Source organism: Streptomyces sp. NPDC000878 (genome assembly GCF_053599695.1).
On the sequence record NZ_JBSFMT010000028.1, the window covers coordinates 96,507 to 117,890 of the forward strand.

Genomic DNA, 21,384 nt, shown 5'->3' on the forward strand with positions numbered 1-21,384 from the left:
CGAACCGCGTCTGACCGACGTGAGCGCGGTGGCCGGCTTGCGATGGTGGTGGCGGCATCGTCACGACAGGTGCTCCAGTCGGCTGGATCGGTGAAGGTATTCGACGAACGCGATCAGCGCGTGGATGGAGGACACTTCGTCGCGGGCGTCGCAGGACGTGACCACCACGTCGTCGTCGAGGGCCAGGGCCCGGCGGACCTCGTCGAGGTCGAACCGTTGAGCGCCGTCCCATTCGTTGACGGCGACTCCGAACGGCAGGCCGCGTTCTTCGAAGAGCGCGAGAACCGCGTCGGAGTCCTGGAGCCGACGGGTGTCAACGAGGACCAGCGCGCCCAGCGCCCCGTGGAAGAGGTGCTCCCAGAAGGGGGTGAACCGGTTCTGTCCGGGGGTGCCGAACAGGTAGAGGGCCAGCCGGGGGCTGAGGGTGCGGCGGCCGAAGTCGAAGGCGACCGTCGTCTCCGTCTTGCTGGGCAGGCCGGCGAGGTCGTCGATGCCGGTGCTGGCTTCTGTGATCGGCTCCTCGGTCCTCAGCGGTCTGATCTCCGACACGCTGCCAACCAGAGTCGTCTTGCCTGCTCCGAAGTGGCCGGCGATCAGGATCTTTGCTGACCGGGTCACGGTGGCTGGGAGGTATTGGTGCTCAGACGAGAGCACGGAGTCCATTGAGCACTTCCTCAATAACGCTGATGTCCGGCTGGTCGGCCGGTGCCGGGGCGTTGAGGTGGCCGGTGTCGAGAAGTCCGGAGACGACGATGAGAGCGACGGTGGGAGGCAGATCGAGGAGCGAGGCGATCTCGGCGATCACGATCGGCCCGTTGCAGATCCGCAGGACCCGCCGGGCTTCGACGTCGAGGCCGTGGAGCGGGCGGTCTGCGGCGCGAACCAGAGTCGTCAGGGTCAGGCCGTCGCGGGACGGTGACGAGTGCCCTCGTGTCCGGACATACGCTCGGACCATGTCGGGATCGCGCCGCAGAGCGCTCATGGCCGAGCGCCGCCTTCGTCACCCTTGTCCCGTGCCGGGCTGGACAGTTCCGCACCAAGGCGCTCGGTCAGTCCGTTCATCCGGTAGGTGAGGATTTCGGCGTCCACCGTCTCGGTCGTCGAGACCGCCAACAACGCGTTGTGGCCGACCGTCTTGACGAACAGGAGTCCCTCGTCGAACTCGGCCACGACCTGGCGCAGGCCGTTCTTCTTGCCACCGGTGTACGGGGCCAACGCGACGCCAATGGAGTGAAAGCCGCTGGTGGACGCGGCGACCTTGTCTGCCGTGTCACGGTCCACCGATTCCGAGTAGCCCAGGGCGAGACCGTCCGTGGCCAGAAGGACGGCGTAGCTGACATCCGGCATGCTCGTGAGGTCCCCGAGCATCCAGCCGAGCCTGTTCACCTGCGTCGTCATGATTCGAGGGGCCTTTCTTGCTGGTCGGGGTGTACGTCGGTGTCCCTGGCGCGATCCTGCGGGGGTGCGGCCGTGCCGCGAGCCTGTCTGTTTGCCTGCTGCCAGGCGCCGATGACCGCGGGCCGGGCCGGTTCGGTACTCGTACGGCGCCCGGCAGCAGCCTGTTGCTGCGGATGCACCGGTTGGCGAGACGTGCGCGTCGGCAGTCCGTTCTCCGTCAGAGCGGGGGAGGAAGGCGCAGGCGCCGCGACGTGGGCGGGCCGCGGAGCCGGTTCGAGCTCAGCCGCAGCGGTGGTGAGAAGGTCCTCGGGCAGGAAGACCGAGGCGCACATCCCGCCGTAGCGGTTGGAGTCCGTGAGCACCACCTTCATGCCGTACCGGCGGGCAAGGAGCGCGATCACCGGGAAGCCGACCCTCGGGTGCGCCTCCAGGGTGAGGATGTCGACCTCCTGGCGGCCGTCCAGGATGCGCCGCGCGCGCTTCAGTTCCTCCTCGCTCATGCGCTTGCCGGCGTCGTCGATGAGGAGAGTGATTCCGTGGTGGCCGTGCTGGGCGTTCACCTCCACCTGAGTCTGAGGCGGCGAATAGCGTGCGGCGTTGTCGAGGAGGTGGCTCAGGATGAGCTTCACCGGCCCGACCATGCGGGCGATCACTGCCCGGTCAGACGCGTACGGGTGGACCCGTGCGTAGTCGGGAATCGCTCCCTGGGCCGCCCCTACGATGTCCGTGAGTGTGCTGGCGGGCCACCGCTGCCCGAGGAGCCCTCCAGCGAGCACGACGTATGACTGTGCCTGGTGGAGCATCTGCTGGACACCGTGATCGATCTTGGTCAGCGTCGCGAAGACGGCACTGCCGTGATGTCGCCGGAGCGCCTGGGCCACCTCGCTGCTCACGTTGATGCCGGTGCTCACCATCGCGGTGGCGAACGCCTTGACGGCTGCCTTCGCCGACTCGCGCGCCTCGGCTTCGACTTGCTGACGTGTCGAGACCGCCGTCGCGCCCTGCACTCGATGCAGGTCAGCGACATACTCCTCGCCGAGGATCCGGAGATTCTCCACGAAATCCGAACCGGCGAGACAGTCCGGGACCACGAACACCGCCGAGGCCGGCTCTGTCGACTGGAGCGAGGCCGCGACCGTTTCGAGGCCCTGCGAAAGCAGCGCGACCAGGGCCAAGTCCTGGGCAACGGCGGTCTCTTGCCAATGCACGGCCTGGGCACGGTGCTTGGCGGAGAGCCATGCGAAGTATGCGGCCAGCCCGAGCGCGACAACGAGCACCGCGGCCAGACCAACGGATGCCACGACGGCTGTTTCGTGTCTCATCGGATCTCTCACTGGGGTCGAAGTGGACTGCGACAGGGCAACAGGACCGGCAAGTTGATGGACCGCCGGGCTGGCGACAGTTGGATGGAGTCCAAGGGGGCCCGCTCGTGTCGCCCAGGTCATCGGCGGTGGCCTAGAACTTGATCCCGCCGATCATGCGCGCCAGGCTCGTTGTGGCCTCAGAGATCGTTGGCGCGATTGAGGAACTGGCCAGGTAGAAGCCGAGGAGGGTGCAGACCACCGCGTGCCCGGCGTTGAGCCCGCCCTTCTTGACGAGCAGGAACGTGATAATCGCCAGGAGGACGACGGCCGAGATGCTAAACGCCATGCAGGGCCTCCCTGTTGCGCACGCCGGCCGACCGTGTCAGGGCGAGCCAGTGATGGAGCGCGGCGCTGTCGGTGCCTTCCGGATATCCGTCAGGGGGAAGCAGCCATACCGTCGAGCAGCGCGAGTACCCGGCGATCTGTCTGTCGAGCGCGCATTCCCACAGGCGCCCCGCACGGCACACGGTCTGTGGAACGTGCCACCGGTATGCCGTGCCCGCTTCGACCGGGATGTGGATCCGCGAGTGCGCGTGACAGCAGAGCACCGGCCCCACCGGGAGCCCACGGCGCCGGGCGCCCTCGACCGCACGTAAGCCGACGAGCAGGCCCGCCTGCACGACATCGATGGACCCGAGTCGCGGCACCGGACGTGGGGCGAGTTGAATCCTCCAGGGCAGTTCGGTCTGCGCGCACGGCTGCGCCGGCTCCTGGGAGAGGGGGCGACGTTGCAACCGCTGCCAGCCATCCAGCGGCACCACAGGTGCGACTGGCCGCTGGGCAGCGGGCGGATCAGGGACGGCTTCAACTCGGCCTAGCGACGCAATCACCGGGATCTCCTGTGCGTCCGGACACACTGACTGAGCCGCTTGACCAAGTAACTGCTGTCACAAGGACGTTGGCTGATCCCCAAGACTGTTTTCCGAAAGGCGATTACGCACATTCCGAGGGTGATATCACTGAGGTGATTCCGGTACCGGGAAGACCAGGAACCGCATGCGCGCGGCGAGCGCCAGGCGGCACTCGCCGCGTTCGGAAGAGCCGCGGAAAGACCACCGCCGACGGACTCTCCACAGCCGGAGCCGGCGTGGTCCTCGACAGTCTCGAAGACGTCCCACGGCTCCTCGACGCGATCGCCGCAACGACCCTCGGCTGCGTCTGACAGCGGCGGCCCAGCAGCGTGCCTCAACTGCTCGTATTACATGAGTGATACCGGCACGCGCGTACCCCGCCTACGCTGTCGGGCGCGAAAGGGAAACGGGGGTGCCATGCCAAGGCCCGCTCGCGTATGCGCTGACTGCGGATGCCGCCTAAGCCAGTACAACGATGAGGACCGATGTTCCGCGTGCGCGCGCGTCAGGTTCCTCGACACCCCCCTTCAACGCCGAGTTCCAGACATCGTCTGGCAACTTCCGGAAGTCCACTCCGCCATCGCGGCATGGGACTTCGGGCGCGCGAGCCGCCTCATCCGCGAGCGGGCGAAGCTCCGCCAGGACGACATGGCCCGCCTGACGGGGCTCAGCCAGGGTTTCCTGTCCATGCTCGAAGCAGGAACTCGCCGACTGACGAGCCTCGACAAAGTCGCGAGATTCCTCAACGGCATGGAAACACCGGACGCCTTGCTCCCCCCACCGTTCCGTGACCATCACGCAGTCCTCAAGCCACTGCCGTTGCCGCACCCAGGACCGTCCGCAGTCGATCTCCAGGTCGCGACCGGCGAGCAGGCAGCGGACCTCTATGAGCTCGCGACACAAGCAGCAGCCCAGTCGCTGCAGTTCGCGGAAGCAGCTACGAGGAGCAACGTGAGCGCCGTCGAGCTTGAGGGGCTGGAATCCAGGATCACTCGGATCGCGACGGACTACGTCCACGCTCCCCTGTACCCGCTCTTCCACGACCTGCTGTCGACGAGAGACCGGCTCTTCGCGCTGCTGAGCGGCCACCAACCTCCCGGCCAAACAAGGGAGTTGTATCTCCTGGCCGGCGCGAGTTGCCTGCTCCTCTCCCACGCGTCACAGAATCTCGGCGACCAAGACTCCGCTATCGCCCAGCTCCAGACGGCCGGGACCCTTGCCGAGCATGCCGACCACGACGATCTCCGGGCATGGGTCAAGGGCACAGCCGCACTGATCGCGGAGTGGTCAACTCACCGGCACACAGCCCTCAAGTACACACAACAGGCGATCCGGTTCGCCCCTGTCGGCGAGACCCGGGTCAGAACTGCGGCGATCGGAGCCAGGGCTGCGGCTCGTGTCGGCGACCGGAACACGGCCCTGGCAGCGCTCAAGGAACTTGAGCAGGCCCGCGAACAGCGAACAGCTCCCAACGGGCTCACCAGATTCGGAGGGTTGCTCACTTTCCCGGAAGCCAAGCAGGAGTACTATATAGGCGGAACGTACGCCCTCCTCGGCGAACACAAGAGGGCCGAGCAGCACGCCGCCGCCGCGATCGATCTGTACGAGATGGGCCCGAAGGAGCAGCGGTCATACGGCGACGAGGCGCTGGCGCGCCTGGACATCGTCACAGCGCGCATCGCCGCAGGAGAGATCGAGGGAGCCGGCGAGCAACTCCAGCCCATCCTGGAACTGCCGGTCGACCGCCGTATCCGACAACTCGGCGACGCCGTGCAGGAAGTAGCTACGCTTCTCGAAGAACCACGGTTCACCCGAAGCCGGGTCGCCCGCGAGCTCGCCGATGCCACTCGCGGCTATCAGGTGATCGACACGAGAGCGAAGGCCCTCACCTCATGACAATGACGGCCTCCCCCGAGTCCGCCGCCCGCGAGGCCTGTCAGGCGTCAGGTCTGACGGACCACTCCCTCGTCCCGCTTCACCACCACGCCACTTCCGTGTTCCTTCTCGCCGCAGAAGACGTTGTGGTACGCGTCAGTCCCGCCTTGCAGCAGCATCGCCTCGCGACCGCCGTCACCCTCACACGCTGGCTCGTCGCGAACGACTTCCCGGCGACAGAGCCTGCGGATGTGCCCCAGCCAGTGGTACACGGCCCTCATGCCGTCACGTTCTGGCGGCACTACCCGCAACCCGAACACGGGGCGCCTCCGCCCGGACGGTTGGGCGATCTGCTGAGGACTCTGCATTCCCTACCGTCCCCGCCAGTGTCACTGCCGCGCCACCAGCCGCTTGCCTCGCTCAAGACCGGCGTGGAAGCCAGTACCTACCTGACGCCGAACGAACGGGCGTGGCTCATGGAGCGCAGGCAGGAACTCCTCCACGCATACGAACAGCTGGATTTTCCCTTGGGGTACGGGCACATCCACGGCGACGCCTATCCGGGCAACACGCTCTGGGACGGCGAGGACGTCAGGCTCGGAGACTGGGACGAGGCAGCATTCGGCCCGCGAGAGATCGACCTGGCCAATACGTTCCAAGGAGCCCGCTTCGGTCGAAGCGTCGGAGAGCTGGATGATTTCAGCGAACGGTACGGCTACGACATCCGGCAGTGGACCGGTAAATCGGTTCTCTGCGAAATCCGAGACCTTCACACACTCGGGTCCTTCATTCGACGTGCGGATCAAGGAGACACCGCTGCCGCCCAGCAGTTGTCATACCGTATCGAGACTCTCAGAAAAATGGATTCCCAAGCTCAATGGGGCGCCGCCTGAAAGAGCGCGGACCGGACAGGGGGCGGGCCGAGGCTCAGGCCCGTTCTGCCTCTTCCGGTACGAGTCGGCTCGTGAAGCCGTCGCGACGCAACCGTTCGAAAGCCGCCGCCACGTCGTCGGGAATCTCCTGCTCGATCATGAACCCTTGCCGTGGGTACACCATGAGCCGCTGCTGGGCCCCCACCAGCATGTCGATGACCAGACGGGCGTCCTGGATCGAATCGACGTACTCGGAGAGCTCCATGGGCGTGGAGGCGCTCACACACTCGACATCCGGCCAGAGCTTTCGCGCCGTCGCGTACGCCCGTCGCTCCTCGTACGGCTTGCTGACCAGCAGGACCGACGAGACGGGAACACGCTGTGCTTCGAGCAGAACGCGGGAGAAGCGGATGTTCTGGCCCGTGTTCCGGGCCTTCGGCTCGACGATGATGGCGCTCTCAGGAACCCCGAGCGCCACGGCACGGTCCCGATAATGTTCGGCCTCGCCTCGGGGCATCCGCTCACGCGTCGTACGGCTGGTCGCTCCGGTGAAGACGATGAGCGGCGCCATGCCACGGTGGTAGAGGTCCGCGGTGGTGTCGGCTACTCCCAGGTCATGGCTGCCGAGTCCGATCGCCACGGAGCAAGGTCGCAGCTCGTGACCCATCTGCTGGAAGTCCCACAGCCGCCGAGCATCCGCCCATGCCTGCGTTGAGATCACTTGCCTTCGCCCTCCGTCTTCGCCGAGGACCTGCTCCCCGCCGTTGAAAACGTACAAGCCCGTGTCTCCCCGGCGTCACTCGGAGATCAGCCGATGACGAGCACCCTTCCGATGGGGATCAGACTACGTTCCGGATCACAGACGTCCTCGGGGCGCCTGGAGTTCAGGCGCCCCGATGAGCGGACTGCACCGGGCCTGACCCTGGGCATGGAGCACCTCATGAACGGAGTGCAGGCAAGCCAGGCCCGCCTGGTGAGCGAAGAGAGCTGAGGGGTGTGCTGCCTCGTCGGTGAGCGCACTCGGAAGGCGTCGCGGAGCGTGCGGTCGGCCTGGCGCGGGTCGTGGGTGATGATGCCGATCTCCTGGCCTCGGCCGCTGTGCTGCACGATGCGGGGTATGCGCCCAGGCTCGCTGGAACTGGCTTCCGTCCGCTGGACGGCGCCCGATTCCTCCGTGACGTCCACGGGGCGGACGACCGGCTGGTGCAGCTGGTGGCAAACCACTCGTTCGCGCTGTTGAAAACCCCCTTGCTGGTGGACGCGCCGGTCTACTGCGACATGACCACGACGCCGGACGGGGAACGCACCGCTGCCGGGTCCCGGCTGGCCGAAATCCACGGACGTTATGGAGTGGACAGGGTAGTGGGGCGGTTCATCCGCCGGGCGTCACCTGAGATTCTGGCCTCCGTCGGGATGATGGAGGCCGCCCTGGCTGCTCAGCCGAGGTAGGGATAGGTGCCGGCGAGGTAGTCGCCGATCTGCTGCCGCATGCTGGGGTGGATGCCGTTCTGGTCGAGATCGGCGGGCTGGACGTAGAACCTGCGCGCCTTCTCCAATCTGACCAAGGACTGGACCACCCCGGAAGGCGCCTCACCGAAGCGGCACTTCACCGACGTCCACGATCCGCTTCGACGTCGTGGCAGTCCAGGAGACGCGCGGAAATCTGCGGGCTCTGCGCGACCTTCTCAAATTCCTCGGGGACGACTGAGCGTTCATCCTCACCGGCGTAACCCTCGGCAAGCAAGGCAACGGGGAACGGCTGGCGTTCCTGTTCAACACCCGCCGAGTGAAGCCACCAGCCAGCCCCGCCTAGTAGGGATTCCGGCAGATATTCCGGGCAGCAAAGCGCGGAGCCCACCAGTGAATTGGTGGGCTCCGCGAGAGAGTGGAGCTAGGCCCATGAGTTGTGGCCGATCCCTGCCCTGATCAGCGCAATCGCCTGCGGAGATACAGGAAGTTCACTGATACTGCCGGTCACGCTCGCCCCGGTCTTCGTTCCTGCCGCGCGGCCAGTAACCCCGTCACGGTATCTCCGAGCAGGAGCTCGGAATGGATGTCGAGCCACTCGTTCAATTCGTCTGCGACGTTCCCGTCAGAAATATTCTCTTGGAACGAGCGGACCTTCGGCAGCAGGATATTTATCGTGTTGAGTTCAGAGTCTCCGTCCACGCGGACAACGTGATCGAATTCTCGCCTGTCCAGGCCTGCAGTCAGTGCGTCCAGGTAACGGCCACGTTGCTCACGGGCCACCTCCAATGCCTGCGTGCGAGTGAGGCGGAAGCATCGCAGTACGCGCACTACCACAGCGTCGGCACGCAGCAGAGGGGGTACCTCGCGAGCGTTGTCCTCAATCGCCTTGCGGGCGACCTTCATGCACTCAAGGGCGATGGCCGTCGATCGCTCCGGGGTGCCCAGCTCCTGGTCCACGAATTCCAGCAGTCTCGACGCAAAGAGAAGGCGCAGCGTGAGGTTGATTCCGGGTTCCTGGTTGACAGGATGGTGATCCGTGCGGGCAATGTCGAGGAGGGCGAAGATCCACTGCCCTTTGGCTTTCGGTGGAGCATTCCTCAGCGCCTGGGGGAGTTCAGCCGATTCGATTCTGATGAGGGTACGGTAGTCAATCATCAGATCGTTCATATGCGATCACCACCCGAATTTTTCGATTGCGTCCTCGGGTACGGTTACGCCCGCTTTCCGGAAGGCGTCTACGCCCGACTGGAGGAAAGAAGGGACATCGTCCTCGAGCCAGGGAAAGTAGTGGCCACTCTGGTCAGTGATACGAGTGACCCTCCCGCCCGCGAACGTCACATCGCCTGCTCCCTGCACCGGTGCCCCGCGGAACATTACTGAGTGTTTGATCTTATCCGATGCGTTGAAGAGGATACGGAGCTTGCCGTTGGATCCGACGGCCCACAAGTAGTCGCCGCCGTCTCTCACTGCTTTGTTGAAAGCTGCGCTGCCTGCGCTGATGGGAGACACACCCGCCGTAATCGCGTCGGCCAGTTCCTTGGCGAGGCTCTCAGTGTTGCTTCCGTAATGGTTGGGGAAGGTACGCGGACTTTCACCGATGGGGAGCCGGCCTTTGAGCCATGTGAAGGCAGGACCAACGAGACTGGTGCTGCCTCCGCCTGCCGCACCGATCAGCAGATCCCAGGGCCCAGTCGGCCGGCACTGAACCTCGTTGACGGCCCAGGAGTATCCCGCACCCACACCCGCGTTGACGGCCGCCGACGTGGCGAGTGCCCGTCCGCCGCTGAGGCCGAGGCCCCGGGCTGCGAGGTTTCCGGTGCCGGGCATGAGGGCGCCGGCGATGGCTCCAGTGAGGGCTCCCTTGCCGCCTGCCTTGGCGAGGCCGGTCCAGGTGAAGCCGCCGTCGCGGTGTTCCCAGGCGTACATGCCGCCTTCGATGACGGCGCCGAAGGCGGCGCCGATGCCGACGCTACACAGCAACGCGCACCGGCCGGATGGATCGGCTTGGTTGACCGGGTCGTTGCCCGCGTAGGCGTACGGGGAGGGGTTAGTGCTGTCGGTTTCGGCGGGGACGGGGTCAGTGGTGGTGAAGCGGCCGACGGCCGGGTCGTAGCTGCGGGCCCGGAGGGCGAGACGGCCGGTCAGGTAGGGGTCGATGTACTGGCCTGTGAAGCCGAAGGGGCTGCTCTGGCCGCCGGTGGTGGCGGGCGTTCCGGTGGCCTCGCCCCACGGCGTGTATGTGTACGTGTAGGTTGCCGCGCCTGTGGCGTCATGGACTGAGCGGATGGAGTCCTGGCGGTCGTGGAGGAGGTAGTAGACGCCTGCGGTCCTGTTGACCGCCTGGGGAATGCCCGCCGGGTTGTAGTTGTAGTCGGCGATCTTCGCCCCGGTGCCGTCGGTGTCCGTGGCGATCTGGGCGAGCGGGTTGTTGAGGTCCCAGCGTGTGGTGCGATCCAGGGTGCCGTTCTTGTTGGTGAGCGTTCGGTTGCCGTCGGCGTCGTGGACGAAGGTGTAGGAATTGGCGCCGATGGTCGCGGACTTGACCCTGCTCAGGGCGTCGTAGGCGTAGGTGCCGGTGGCGTCCTTGGTGAGGTTGCCGTCGGCGTCGTAGGTCAGGTTGGTGGTAGTGGATCCAACGACGCGCTTGGTCAACTGGTTTGCGGAGTCGTAGGTGTTGGTGATGGAGGTGCTGCCGGTGACGGACGTGGCGAGGTTGCCGGTCTTGTCGTAGGCGTAGGTGGCGCCGGCAGTTCCGTCCAGACACGAGGTGGTGGAAACGGTGTCGGTGCAGGTTCGGGTGAGTCGGCCCGTCGAGTCGTAGCCGTAGCGGCTGGCCAGGCCGGTGGTGGTCACGTCCGTGTACTGCTCGGCGACGAGTCGGCCGTCCGGGTCACGGGTCAATTGGCGGGCGCCGGTGCCTTCAGTGATGGAGGCGAGTCGGCCCGCGCGGTCGTAGGTGCGGTTCTCGGTCAGTGCCGTGGTGGTGGGGAACTGCGTGGACAGGAGGTTGCCCGCCACGTCCCAACCGTAGGTGGTGGTCTTGCCGCTGGTGGTCTGCGACGTGATACGGCCGTCTGCGTCGTAGGCGTAGCTGATGGCGTAGTTGTCGGGGTAGGTGCGGGTACTGACCGTGCCGTCGTGGTTGTAGGTGTACCTGAACGGGTTGGTGGCTCCGGGTGAGGTGATGGTCAGGGGCCGGTTCTCAGCGTCGTAGGTCAGGTTGCGGGTGCCGGTGCCGTCGGCAAGCGTCGTGATCCGCCCGGCCGCGTCGTAGGTGTAGCTGACGCTCGGTGTGCCGTCGGAGTAAGTGACCTTGGACGGCAGGCCGCGCGCGTCGAAGTCGCCGGTTGCGGTCTGACCTCGGGCGTTGGTGACGGTGGCGGGGTTGCCGTCGGCGTCGTAGGTGTAGGACGTGGACCGGTTCAGCGCATCGGTGACCCTGGTGGGGCGGCCGGTCTTGTCGTAGGCGTACGAGGTCGTTTGTTGGTTGGCATCGACGCGCGAGGTCATGTTGCCCACGACGTCGTAGCCGAGAGTGGTAGTGCCGCCGTCGGGCGCTGTGACCGTGGTGAGGCGGTCAAGGGCATCGTAGGAATAGGCGGTCTTCTTGCCGCGAGCGTCGGTGGTCTCGACGAGGTTCCCGACCGTGTCGTAGGAACTGGTTGTCGAGTTGCCGAGCGGGTCGGTCTGGCTGATGGCGTTGCCGGCGGGATCGTAGGAGGTGCGCCCGGTGTACTGGGCGGGATCAGCGCCGGCGACATTGCCACGGGGTTCGACAACGCTGGTGAGGCGGCCGTCGGCGTCGTAGGCATAGGTGACTTTGTTACCGAGGGGTGAGGTCTCGGTTGCGAGTCGGCCAGCGGTGTCGTAGGCGTAAGTGACGGTGTTTCCGGCTCGGTCCTTGACCGTTGCGAGCTGGCTGTTGGCGTTGTACGTGTTGATGGTCGTCCGGCTCAGGGCGTCCGTGGTGCGCAGGACATTGCCCGTACCGTCGTAGGTGTACTTCCGGACGTTGCCCAGCGGGTCGGTGACGGAGGCGGGCTGGTGGTCGGCGGTGTACGCCGTGGCGGTGGTGTTGCCGAGAGGGTCGGTGACCGTCGTGGGATTGCCCGCCAGGTCGTAGCCGTACCTCCAGGTGTACTGAGCGGCGTTGGCGCCGGCGGCGTTGCCTCGTGGGGTGGTCATCGACAGCGTGCGGCCGGCTTTGTCGTACGTGTAGGTGGTCTTGCCGCCCGTCGCATCGGTCGCGGAGAGGCGGCGTCCCATCGTGTCGTATGACTGCTGGGTCGTGTTGCCTGCGGGGTCGGTCACGCTGATGGCACGGTTGGCGCCGTCGTAGGCGTATGACGTCGTCTTACCCGCGGGGTCGGTCAAGGAGGTTTGGTTGCCGACGGCGTCGTAACCGTGCTTCGTGGTGCGGCCCTTGGGGTCTGTGGTTGTCAGCAGTCGGTTGGCAGCGTCGTACGTGTACGTCGTGGTGAATGCTGCGGAGTCAGCACCTGGGACGTTCCCGCGCGCGTCGGTGCTGCTGGTCACCCGCCCCGACGCATCGAAACTCTGCGTGGTGATGGCCCCGCTCGGAGACTTGACGGATGTCTGGTTGCCGGCCGCGTCGTATCCGTAGGTCGTCTTGTTCTGCAGCGGGTCGGTCTGCGTGGCGATCTGCCCGGTGGCCGTGTAGGTGAAGGTAGTGGCGTTACCCGGGGCGTCTACGGCAGTGGACAGATAACCCTTGGCGTCGTACGTGTAGTTCGTGGCGCGGTTGTTACCGTCCGTGTATTTACTGAAGTTTCCGCTGGAGTCGTAAGCGAATCTTTCAGTGTCACCTTCGCCGTCAACAATACTGGTGAGCCGTCCGCTGTTGTCGTAGGCGTATGCCGTTGTGTTGTTCAATGGGTCGATTACATGGTTGAGGTTGACCTGGCCGTCATAGGTGTAGAAAGTTTTGTTGCCGAACGGGTCGTACTGTGCGGCGAGTATGTTCCCGATGTGGATATCGGTCCATATTCCGCCGTCCGGTGCCGTTGTGTCGGTTTCCGTTCCGCTGTACGTGAAGGAGGTGACGCGCCCCTCGGCGTCCTGCTGGCTCTCTACGCGACCTTGACTGTCGTAGGTATTGCGGAACGGGTAGTTGCCGTTCTGGTCCTTGGCGAAGTCGAGCTGGCCGTTTGCGGTGTAGGCATAGGAGACTGAAGTCTGGTCCGTCCCGCTCACGCTTGAGAGTCGGCCCGAAGTGTAGAAATAATCCACGTCTCTGCCGTCGGCCAATACAGCCTGAGACAGAACGCCATTGGAATATTTCAGAGTCGTGACACGTCCAGTGCTGTCAGTAATGGAGGTGACATTCGCACCGGTATACTGGTAGGTAACTCCTTGGCCGGAAACATTCTTGCTGGAGCGCAGAGTGCCGTCCGCGGCGAAGGCCAGTGTCTGCCTCAGTCGGGTGGTGAGGGTATAGGAGCCGTCTGGGAGCTGTGACAGAGTGGCGCGGCTGGTTACCGGTGCGGTGTAGGATGAGCCGTTCTTTACATAGGTGACGCGAGAGCCGCTATCGGAGACAAAGGTCACGCTACCGTTCGCCGCGACTGTCAGATGAGCGTCCCAGGGCAGGAGCCAGTTGGGTCCAGCAGACCCGACAGGCTGTGCTTCTGCAGTCAAGGAGCCTGAGGAGCCGTTGACTTGAGCGTATCTACGAGTGAGGTCGAGACCGCCTCCGGGCGCAAATTCGCTGACATCAGTGTACTGGTGAGAAAATCCCCCCGTGGCCGTGTTCACCCCACTCCCCCGATAAGCCTGGGGCTGGGGGAATCCCGTTACAGCACCACCGCAGTCCGTCTCACATCCCAGCGTCTGATCATCCGAAAGGCTTTCCACCAGGTAAGCGCCGGCGGATGTGAGGCCCGCACCGCCTCCAGGGTCGGTAACCTCGGCCTGAGCCATTATCTGAAAGGACGGGCTAAAAGGATTTTTCAGCCCTTGGGCACATTGTTCCGGATCTACTGCGGCAGTGAATGAGAAGATCGGGTCATCTGTCTGATTGTAGGCAGCGTATGCGGCGGAGTGTGTAATCCCAACCTGGTTGAGATCGTATTCTTTTTGCACTCCCTGGCACTGAACAATCCAGGTGACCTTGACCGTATGCAAAACATCGATCGGATCATTGCTTGAATCAAATGCTTGATCAGAGTTCTGTACAAGTGTGGTAGCGCTGACGTTTTCACCCAGCACCACCTGCCCGTTAAAGGCCCCCCGGCTCTCGGTGCTCGCCCTCAGGCCACCCTCGGAACCTACAACTCTTGTATACTGAGGAATTCCCCAGAAACTGGCCAGAGCACTCGCCGAAGCGTCCTTCGGATCCGCCAGCGCTGCATCGGATCGAGCCCTGGATGCGGTCTTCTCCGCCTCGGCTACCGCCTCTGCGGTGGACTTCCACTTGGGCTCAGCAGTCGAGGCAGGCGCCTTGAACCGCTGTTCGTCTACCTGCTTGTGACGCTGCTTCAGCGTCATCGGCTTCTGAGGTTTCGCCGGTCTGGGCGGGTGTGCTGCGACCGCAGGTGATAACGATCTCTCGACCCGCTCTGCCGGTAAAGCAATCGCAGCACCGGCCATGAGCATGGCCCAAGCAGTTACGACACTCACAACCGCACGCACAAAAACGGAACTTGACACGTTCACAGCCCCTCCCCCGGGCCCGCACGCTTTGGATGCGGGGTAACTCGCTGCAATCATGAAGTAGCTGAAGGGACGATACATAGTCAGTCATGGACATGCCCGGCTGCGTGTTTCCAGTGGCTGAGACTGATGGCCGATCGGCCGGAATTAGTGCACCCGCGTGGCTGGAGCGCTGCCCGGGAAGCAGAGCCCGCACAGTCTCACCCGTCGGTGACAGCAGGGCGCCCGGCGGAGCTTCCCGAGGGCATTGCATGATCGGGATCTGTCCATTGCGCAGCAAAGCGGCAGCGCCAAGCCGGACGGCAACCCCGCTAGGTTTCCCGCGCTTTGCGCGAGGTAGCGTGGGCCCATAGAGAAGCAGCACTGCCCCAGATCCGCGCGGTAGAGGCTGCACTGCCGGGTATCCGGCAGAAGGACCTCAGGAAAGGACCAGGTACGTGGACACCAATCTGCTCGACAGGCGGAGATGACAGCCTGCGCCTGTCCGTCTTGCTCCTGGTCTCGGCCGCCGCCATCGCAGCCGCGAAGAGGGAGGCATGGGCAAGTGTTCTGGGAACTGCGGTCACCCTGTACTCAGTCCTCACCACCGGCAGCCAGGACCGGAGGCGAGTTCATTTGCTCTCGCCCTCCGTCTTCGCCGAGGACTTGCTCCCCGCCCTTGCCCTCCGCTGAGGTCCGCCTACGTTCCAGATCACAGGCGCCCTCAGATGACGGTTCTCCTGTCCCCGCGCGCTCACGCCGTGTGAAACTCGATCGAGCAGGCTGAGGGGAGCACGCCAATGCGGGGAATGACCGACCATCTTCCGTTCGGCAAGCGAGTCCGGTTCTACCGGAAACGCCGAGGTCTGAGCCAGCGGCAGCTCGGCGAACTGCTGGGGCGCTCCGAGGACTGGGTGTACCGGGTCGAGTCCGAACGCCTACCAGTGAACAACGTGAAGATGCTCGCGGACCTGGCACACGCTCTGCGAGTGCACGTTGAGGACCTTCAGGGCACGCCGATGCTCCTGGACGACCGCGGTCGTCACACGGCCAGCATCCCGGCGATTCGCACCGCACTCATGCAGTCACGACGGCTGGCGGGCTCGCTGTACGACGGTCGCGAAACCGTGCGCCTCGAACGTCTCTCCTTCGCAGTCGACGAAGCCTGGCGGCTCTTTCAGGATTGCCAGTTCGCGCGCCTTGGAGAGTGCCTGCCCGGGCTACTCGCGGACGCCCGGCTGGCAACACAGGAGCGCACGGCCGGCGCCGAACACGCCGAAGCACTCCGGTTGTTCGCACTGACCTGCCACGTGGCAGCGGTACTTCTCCGAAAGTTGGGTGAGACCAACCTGGCCTGGACCGCTGTAGACCAGGGCGACATGGCGGCTGCGGAGTCCGAAGACTCCGCCACAATGTTGGCGCTGCGCCGAGGTGTCGCGCATGTTCAACTCGGCGCCGGCATGGCAGCAGAGGCAGTGAACGTCACCCTTGACGCGGCGGACGACCTCGCACCCGGTTGGTGGCGCTCCACGCCGGCTTCTCTTTCCCTGTACGGGACCCTGTTCCTCAACGGAGCCGTCGCAGCGGCCCGCATGCGGAACCGGGCGCTGGCAGACCACATGATGGGTAAGGCCCACGAGGCAGCGAACCTGCTCGGCGGGGACTCCAACGCGATGTGGACCTCCTTCGGCCCCGGCAACGTCGAGATCCACCGGCTCGCGCTCGCCCTGGAATTCGAGGACGTCCAACTGGCCGTGGACGTAGCGCCGACAGTCCGAGCGGCAGGGCTACCGGTAGAACGACGGGGACGGGCGCGACTGGACGTTGCGCGTGCCTATGCTGAGGCCGGGCGGACAGATGAGGCGATAGACCATCTCAAGCACGCCTACCGAACTGCTCCCGAGCAGATCAAGGCACATGAGTTCGCTCGGGACCTAGCGCGTCGGCTCCACAAGCGCTCCCTCCGTCAGGACGTCCAGGACCTGGCCATGCGGCTCGGCGCCATCAAGTAGCGCTTACTGCAGAGAGGTTCGTTGGCAGACCCGGAAAATTCCTCCGGGTCCGCCTCCCCGTCGGCTTCTACGGTCGTTGTGACCAAGCCACTTGTACGGGGAGGCATCGCAGTGCCTGTGACGTGTCAGCCGGATGACGGCGCTGGTCCCGATAGCAGAAGTGCGGTGGTGCTCCGCTGGAGTCGCCATCCGCGCTGCGTCGGCGTTGCACGTCGTGAACTCCGTAAGGTGCTGGACGGTTGGGGCCTCTCAAGTATTGAAAACATGGCCGTCCTCGTTCTCTCCGAGCTTTTAACCGACACGGTGCGCCACGGAATTGCACGGCCAGGCGCGGAGATCGAGACTCGATACCTGCGAGTCAGAAGTGGCCTGCGCATCGAGGTTTCTGACACCGCCCACAAATTTCTCCAGTTGACGGCAAGTCCCTCGGACCCAGATAGAAGTACCCGACTGAGCCTCTTGGACGCGCTGGCCGACCGCTGGAAAACGAACGAACCTATCGAGCTTCGCACATCGGCGTGGGCAGAGATCGACTTCCCGCCGCAGAACGGTGCCCCCGATGTCGAATGATGCTCGCCATCGCTTTCCGCTCGCCTTGGCGGTAGACGAGGAATCCGGCAGGATCCGGACACTCGCAGGCGCAACGACGGTTGAGACAGGGATCCGGGAAGGAAGCCCTTCGCCTTCGTCCGAGACGGATTCCATTGAACGCCATAGCCGACAGTGTCACTGGTGTCGACGCCCCCTGAGCCGATACAACAATGAGCAGTTCTGCAGCGCTTGTTCGCGACATGTACCAGCTCCTCCTGGGCCACCGCCCCAGGTAGAGCCAGAGGTTTGGCAGCGAGCAGACGTCCAGGCAGCTCTCCAGGCCCGTGACTTTGGCCAAGTGTGCCACCTTGTGCGAACCGGAAGCTCACTACGCCAGAGTGACATGGCAGAGCTCACGGGCCTGAGCCAAGCCTTCCTGTCCATGCTGGAGTCAGGGGTACGAAGACTCACCAACGTCGACAAGATCGTTGAACTACTTGCAGGGCTCAACGCTCCGACGGAACTCACTGGCCCCATGCTCCAACCGGCCGACAGCGGAAGGTCGGCCGCGCGGCCCGTGACTCACAGGGAAAAAGAGGGACGGCCTGCGTGATGCTCGGCCCGGTTGACCACTGCAGCGACGTCGAGAGGGGCTGTTCGCGCAGAAGGAAAGGATGGCCCATTGGCCAATTTCCTGGCCGGAACCGTCCGAAGACCCGAGCAGTTGGCCATTGCGCCCGGAATTCGGTGATTCAACGAGATCGAATCAAAGGACAGCAACCTAGCGTACTCACGTGATCCCACGAATATCACCTCCGTGATATCACCCCCGAGATGTGCTCGCCCTGCGAATCCGGAGCACCCTCATCAGGGGCCCGAACTCCAGGCCTGCACAGCACTACGTCAGATCCGAAATGCGCCACGCCAGCGACAGGAGATGAGTGCCATGCCGACACCACGACGAAACAAGAGCGATCACCTGCTCTACGCCGACGTCGTCGATTCCAAGCAGAAGGCCGGAGTCTGGATGGGCGAGCGTGACGCCTTCCAGGCCAAGCAGGCCGAGATCCTGGAAGCGTTGAAGGACCAGGCGGACTGGGTCCCGGTCGAGAACGCCATCCTGGTGGTCAGCACCGAGCCCGCCGGCATCACGGTCATCGCCCCGAACCCGACCCTCCCCGGCGTGATCGTCCTCGCCGACGGCGGCTCGCCGGAGGCCTCGGCACAGCTGCAGGCGGCCGGCGAGGAGCTCGTCCGCAAGGTCATGGCCGAGCGCGGCATCCTCGAAGAGGAAGCCGCGTAACACAGGTGGTCACCTCACAGCTCCTGTGGGGGAAGTACATCCAGTACGTCCGGGATGGCGAGGGCGCCCTCCTCGACCCGGTCACGCTGGACAGTGTGTACCTCAACCGCGGGGAGGTCACCGACCTCTCCGCGGTTCCCCCGACCGCGACCCACAAAGCTCTCGCCGAGCTCGGCTTCACACCCGACAGCCCTCGCGCTGATCAGCGTGAAGCACTCCATAACCGGCTCCACCAACTCGACCTGAATCCCGTCCCCGTACGGATCAGCGGCTTACGTGTCGTCCTCACCGACGCCTGCAACATGAAGTGCAGCTACTGCTTCGTCGAGACCAACACCGGTAAGCCGGACATGACCGAGCAGGAAATCGCCGACGGCCTGACCTACCTCTTCGAGACGAACGCCGGTCGCGACGAGGTAGCCATCCAGTGGTTCGGCGGCGAACCGACGACCCGGTTCGACCTGATGCAGCACGGGGACACCCTCGCGGACTCTCTCGCCGCGCGGTACGACGTCAAACGTGTCCGCCGAACAGTCGTCACCAACGGGGCCCGCATCACCGACGCCATGATCGAGCACTTCGCCCGGTACGAGTACGGCGTCGGGATCTCGATCGACGGACCGCCCGCCATCAACGCCGAGCACCGGAGACTCCTGGGTGGGCAGCCGGCCGACGACCGGATTCGGCGCAACGTCCGTCGGCTCCTCGACGCAGGCGGCATCCACGTGGGCTGCAACCTCACCCCCACACCCGCGAACATCGGCCGCCTGGCCGAAACAGTCACCTGGATCATCGACGACCTCGGCTTGAAGTTCATCTACGCCAACACCCCGATACCCACCAGCGGACGCTGGACGGTCAAGGGCCGGGAGCTGGCCAGGGAGCTGTACCAAGCACGCCTCGTCGCCCTCGGGCGTGGCGGGATGATGTTCTCCGTCCTCGACCGGGCATTCCAGGCCCTCGACCGGCGCCGCCCCATGCTCTTCGACCACATCCAGAGCGACCGGACCCTGAACGTTGCCCTGCTGCCCGGCAACCGAGTCAGCCTCTGCGACATCAACTTCACCGCACCCTCCTTCCTGCACACCCTCGACGAACTGCGTGCGGACCCGAACCTGCTGGGCGGCATCGCCAAGAACGTCGCCCCCATCCCCGAGTGTGGCCAGTGCCCGGCTCTGGCGATCTGCGGGGGCCCTTCGCGCAACGAACAGCTTCTGATCCGCGGAGACCGGCCGGACCCGCAGATGTGCGACTTCTACGAGAGCACCGTGGAGATCGCCGTATGGGACAGCACGGGGGTGCAGTGAACACCGTCACCCGCCCCGAGCACCCTCCCTCGCCGGCCCGGCAGCGGTTCCGCTCCGCACTCATCAGCACCGCCGGCCACTGCAGGATCGCTTGCGGATTCTGCTTCCGAGCAGACCGGGCCCACGGCTTCCTCGACATCCCCACGTACACCCGGGCACTTTCCCGGCTGAAGGAGACGGGTGTCGAAGCGATCTGCCTGACCGGCGGCGAACCCACGCACCACCCCCAACTCCGCCAGCTCGTACGGCTCGCCCACCAGTTCGGGATTCCCGTGTCGATCGTCACCTCGGCCCGAGACCCCGAAGACGTAGACCGGTTGGCCGACAGCGCGCGCCTGCTCGCGAACGTCACCGTGTCAGCCGACTCGGCCGGTGCCATGGAACTCGGGCGCACGACCCGTTCCGTGGCGTCGGCGATCGCGACGCTCGATCAGGTCCACACGGCAGAGAGAGTTCTCCACCTCACGTACTGGAAGCTCACAGCCAAGGAGTGCCAGGACATCTACGAGCGCGTCGACAAGTCAGGAGTCGAGATCCAGCTCAGCCCGGTGGCGCTCGACGACACGGCACGACAGCGGGCCGGCTCCACCTTCTACAACTACCTGGCCCAGCAGCGGGAGGACGCTGACCTTCTCGGCCGCTACTTCCAGCTCACCCCGCGGTTCCAGGAGCACCTCACCGCCCTGCGAGCCATGCACCTGTACCCCGAGCGACGGCCCTTCTGCGCGTCTGCGGCGTTGTACGTGTCCGCAGGCGGCGAGATCCGCCGCTGCCCCTACGGCAATACGGGGGTGAGCGTCCGCGCGCCTCGCGCGGAGATCAGTTGCTTCCTCGACGCCGAACCGCAGGACCGGACCACCCCAGAGTGCGCGGCCATCTGCCGCGCCGACGACACCCCGTGAGTGGACGATGACGACCCCAGTCACCACACCAGAAGAGTTCATCGAACGGTGGCGGACCCCTCCCAACAAGCGTGTCAGCAACGCCCTCACCGCCACCGGCTTCAGCTTCCCGCCCGCCCTTGACGTGCTCGACGCCGTCCGACAGGACGAGGAAGTGCGCTTCACCATCCTCGGAGACGAGGACTGGTCCGTACGCATGGACCGTACGTCGGCCTTCCGCACAGCCCCAGTCGAAGAAGTGGCCACCTGGACGTTCCGCCTCGTCCACTTCAACCTCACCCGCTTCTACGACGGACTCCTCAGCGGATTCCAGGAGCAGGTCATGGTCCCCTGGCGTACCCAGTTGTCGAGCTGGGGGTTCACGTGGCAACGGTGCGCGCCGCTGTTGTTCATCTCCACGGGCGGTGCCTCGTCGACGTACCACAACGACAACTCGCACGGGCTCGTGTGGCAGGTCGAGGGCACGAAGACCTTCCACAGCTACAGGGACCCCGACCAGCACCTCACGGCCGAGGCCGCTGTGGTGGGCGAGACCACCGCAGAAGAACCGCCCGAACACGACCCGGCCGACCGCGAGTCCGTACGGATGGGGCCCGGTGACCGACTTTGGAGCCACGCTCTGACCCCGCACTGGGTGACCACCGAGTCCCCGCTCGCGATGAGCGTCACCCTCTCCCACGGCGGTCTATGCCGCGAAGGCCGCTTCGCGGAGCGCGAATTGACACTCCGCGCTTACTGGGATCAGCACCCCGACGAGGCGTGGAAGCTCGATCTGCGTAACGTCCGCTACTGACCGGGCCGGGGCCGCTGCACCCTTCAGAGGGGGGAGGCGGGTCCGTGATCGGCGA

Annotated in this window: 17 protein-coding genes and 2 pseudogenes; 10 read left to right on the forward strand and 9 right to left on the reverse strand. The window is 65.1% G+C overall.

Annotation, left to right across the window (positions count from 1 at the left end; all coding sequences use genetic code 11):
* Positions 1–60: 60 nt before the first annotated feature.
* From ACWDR4_RS24725 to ACWDR4_RS24745, 5 genes are read right to left on the reverse strand one after another with little or no spacing between them, the layout of a single operon-like run.
* Complete coding sequence (locus ACWDR4_RS24725; RefSeq protein ID WP_450411701.1) at positions 61–663, reverse strand: GTP-binding protein; 603 nt, start codon at positions 661–663, stop codon at positions 61–63.
* Positions 641–982 carry a DUF742 domain-containing protein gene (locus ACWDR4_RS24730; RefSeq protein ID WP_450411703.1) on the reverse strand — a complete coding sequence of 114 codons (342 nt, stop codon included), beginning with the start codon at positions 980–982 and terminating at the stop codon, positions 641–643. Before ACWDR4_RS24730 ends, ACWDR4_RS24725 begins: the two co-directional genes overlap by 23 nt.
* Positions 979–1,398 carry a roadblock/LC7 domain-containing protein gene (locus ACWDR4_RS24735; RefSeq protein WP_055522486.1) on the reverse strand — a complete coding sequence of 140 codons (420 nt, stop codon included), beginning with the start codon at positions 1,396–1,398 and terminating at the stop codon, positions 979–981. The genes ACWDR4_RS24730 and ACWDR4_RS24735 overlap by 4 nt, the downstream gene beginning before the upstream one ends.
* Positions 1,395–2,843 (reverse strand): ATP-binding protein, encoded by a 1,449-nt coding sequence (locus tag ACWDR4_RS24740; protein WP_450411705.1) that lies wholly within the window; start codon positions 2,841–2,843, stop codon positions 1,395–1,397. Before ACWDR4_RS24740 ends, ACWDR4_RS24735 begins: the two co-directional genes overlap by 4 nt.
* Before the next feature lie 10 nt (positions 2,844–2,853).
* Positions 2,854–3,048 carry a hypothetical protein gene (locus ACWDR4_RS24745; protein WP_351770386.1) on the reverse strand — a complete coding sequence of 65 codons (195 nt, stop codon included), beginning with the start codon at positions 3,046–3,048 and terminating at the stop codon, positions 2,854–2,856.
* A gap of 1,213 nt (positions 3,049–4,261) precedes the next feature.
* Between ACWDR4_RS24745 and ACWDR4_RS24750 the strand changes: the two genes are divergently transcribed.
* Positions 4,262–5,509, forward strand: a complete 1,248-nt coding sequence (locus ACWDR4_RS24750) for a helix-turn-helix domain-containing protein (protein ID WP_450411707.1) — start codon at positions 4,262–4,264, stop codon at positions 5,507–5,509.
* A gap of 2 nt (positions 5,510–5,511) precedes the next feature.
* Positions 5,512–6,381, forward strand: coding sequence for a phosphotransferase family protein (locus ACWDR4_RS24755; RefSeq protein ID WP_450411709.1), 870 nt, complete (start codon positions 5,512–5,514; stop codon positions 6,379–6,381).
* A gap of 34 nt (positions 6,382–6,415) precedes the next feature.
* Here ACWDR4_RS24755 and ACWDR4_RS24760 read toward each other — a convergent pair whose 3' ends face one another.
* Positions 6,416–7,081, reverse strand: a complete 666-nt coding sequence (locus ACWDR4_RS24760; RefSeq protein ID WP_450411711.1) for a YdcF family protein — start codon at positions 7,079–7,081, stop codon at positions 6,416–6,418.
* Between the two features lie 266 nt (positions 7,082–7,347).
* On the opposite strand from ACWDR4_RS24760, the pseudogene ACWDR4_RS24765 reads away from it, so the two are divergent.
* Positions 7,348–7,809: pseudogene (locus ACWDR4_RS24765) on the forward strand (HD domain-containing protein).
* On the opposite strand, the pseudogene ACWDR4_RS24770 reads toward ACWDR4_RS24765, so the two are convergent.
* From ACWDR4_RS24770 to ACWDR4_RS24780, 3 genes and pseudogenes are all read right to left on the reverse strand, one after another.
* Positions 7,797–7,895 (reverse strand): annotated as a pseudogene (locus ACWDR4_RS24770) (NUDIX hydrolase); the annotation flags it as partial. The pseudogenes ACWDR4_RS24765 and ACWDR4_RS24770 sit on opposite strands and share 13 nt — an antisense overlap.
* Positions 7,896–8,334: 439 nt before the next feature.
* Complete coding sequence (locus tag ACWDR4_RS24775) at positions 8,335–8,997, reverse strand: hypothetical protein (protein ID WP_450411713.1); 663 nt, start codon at positions 8,995–8,997, stop codon at positions 8,335–8,337.
* A gap of 6 nt (positions 8,998–9,003) precedes the next feature.
* Positions 9,004–14,337, reverse strand: a complete 5,334-nt coding sequence (locus ACWDR4_RS24780; RefSeq protein WP_450411715.1) for an RHS repeat-associated core domain-containing protein — start codon at positions 14,335–14,337, stop codon at positions 9,004–9,006.
* Positions 14,338–15,290: 953 nt separating this feature from the next.
* Between ACWDR4_RS24780 and ACWDR4_RS24785 the strand changes: the two genes are divergently transcribed.
* The 7 genes from ACWDR4_RS24785 to ACWDR4_RS24815 all read left to right on the forward strand — a co-directional run bounded on the left by ACWDR4_RS24785 (position 15,291) and on the right by ACWDR4_RS24815 (position 21,329).
* A complete protein-coding gene (locus tag ACWDR4_RS24785; RefSeq protein ID WP_450411717.1) occupies positions 15,291–16,493 on the forward strand; it encodes a helix-turn-helix domain-containing protein in 1,203 nt (400 codons plus the stop codon).
* A 165-nt stretch (positions 16,494–16,658) separates the two neighbouring features.
* On the forward strand, positions 16,659–17,063 hold the full coding sequence (locus tag ACWDR4_RS24790) for an ATP-binding protein (RefSeq protein ID WP_450411719.1): 405 nt from the start codon (positions 16,659–16,661) through the stop codon (positions 17,061–17,063).
* The gene (locus ACWDR4_RS24795) at positions 17,053–17,637 is read left to right on the forward strand and encodes a helix-turn-helix domain-containing protein (RefSeq protein ID WP_450411720.1); all 585 of its coding nucleotides are present in this window, start codon (positions 17,053–17,055) and stop codon (positions 17,635–17,637) included. The genes ACWDR4_RS24790 and ACWDR4_RS24795 overlap by 11 nt, the downstream gene beginning before the upstream one ends.
* Positions 17,638–17,970: 333 nt before the next feature.
* On the forward strand, positions 17,971–18,327 hold the full coding sequence (locus ACWDR4_RS24800; protein WP_450411722.1) for a hypothetical protein: 357 nt from the start codon (positions 17,971–17,973) through the stop codon (positions 18,325–18,327).
* A 5-nt stretch (positions 18,328–18,332) separates the two neighbouring features.
* Positions 18,333–19,634 (forward strand): radical SAM protein, encoded by a 1,302-nt coding sequence (locus ACWDR4_RS24805; protein ID WP_450411724.1) that lies wholly within the window; start codon positions 18,333–18,335, stop codon positions 19,632–19,634.
* Entirely contained in the window at positions 19,610–20,536 is a 927-nt protein-coding gene (locus ACWDR4_RS24810; protein WP_450411726.1) for a radical SAM protein, read from the forward strand. The genes ACWDR4_RS24805 and ACWDR4_RS24810 overlap by 25 nt, the downstream gene beginning before the upstream one ends.
* A gap of 7 nt (positions 20,537–20,543) precedes the next feature.
* Positions 20,544–21,329 carry a hypothetical protein gene (locus tag ACWDR4_RS24815; RefSeq protein WP_450411728.1) on the forward strand — a complete coding sequence of 262 codons (786 nt, stop codon included), beginning with the start codon at positions 20,544–20,546 and terminating at the stop codon, positions 21,327–21,329.
* Positions 21,330–21,384: the final 55 nt, after the last annotated feature.

Coding starts and splice junctions, on each gene's coding strand:
- ACWDR4_RS24725 (WP_450411701.1), bottom strand. CDS start 663: ATGGACTCCGTGCTCTCGTCTGAGCACCAATACCTCCCAGCCACCGTG.
- ACWDR4_RS24730 (WP_450411703.1), bottom strand. CDS start 982: ATGAGCGCTCTGCGGCGCGATCCCGACATGGTCCGAGCGTATGTCCGG.
- ACWDR4_RS24735 (WP_055522486.1), bottom strand. CDS start 1,398: ATGACGACGCAGGTGAACAGGCTCGGCTGGATGCTCGGGGACCTCACG.
- ACWDR4_RS24740 (WP_450411705.1), bottom strand. CDS start 2,843: ATGACCTGGGCGACACGAGCGGGCCCCCTTGGACTCCATCCAACTGTC.
- ACWDR4_RS24745 (WP_351770386.1), bottom strand. CDS start 3,048: ATGGCGTTTAGCATCTCGGCCGTCGTCCTCCTGGCGATTATCACGTTC.
- ACWDR4_RS24750 (WP_450411707.1), top strand. CDS start 4,262: ATGGCCCGCCTGACGGGGCTCAGCCAGGGTTTCCTGTCCATGCTCGAA.
- ACWDR4_RS24755 (WP_450411709.1), top strand. CDS start 5,512: ATGACGGCCTCCCCCGAGTCCGCCGCCCGCGAGGCCTGTCAGGCGTCA.
- ACWDR4_RS24775 (WP_450411713.1), bottom strand. CDS start 8,997: ATGAACGATCTGATGATTGACTACCGTACCCTCATCAGAATCGAATCG.
- ACWDR4_RS24780 (WP_450411715.1), bottom strand. CDS start 14,337: ATGACGCTGAAGCAGCGTCACAAGCAGGTAGACGAACAGCGGTTCAAG.
- ACWDR4_RS24785 (WP_450411717.1), top strand. CDS start 15,291: ATGACCGACCATCTTCCGTTCGGCAAGCGAGTCCGGTTCTACCGGAAA.
- ACWDR4_RS24795 (WP_450411720.1), top strand. CDS start 17,053: ATGTCGAATGATGCTCGCCATCGCTTTCCGCTCGCCTTGGCGGTAGAC.
- ACWDR4_RS24800 (WP_450411722.1), top strand. CDS start 17,971: ATGCCGACACCACGACGAAACAAGAGCGATCACCTGCTCTACGCCGAC.
- ACWDR4_RS24810 (WP_450411726.1), top strand. CDS start 19,610: ATGGGACAGCACGGGGGTGCAGTGAACACCGTCACCCGCCCCGAGCAC.
- ACWDR4_RS24815 (WP_450411728.1), top strand. CDS start 20,544: ATGACGACCCCAGTCACCACACCAGAAGAGTTCATCGAACGGTGGCGG.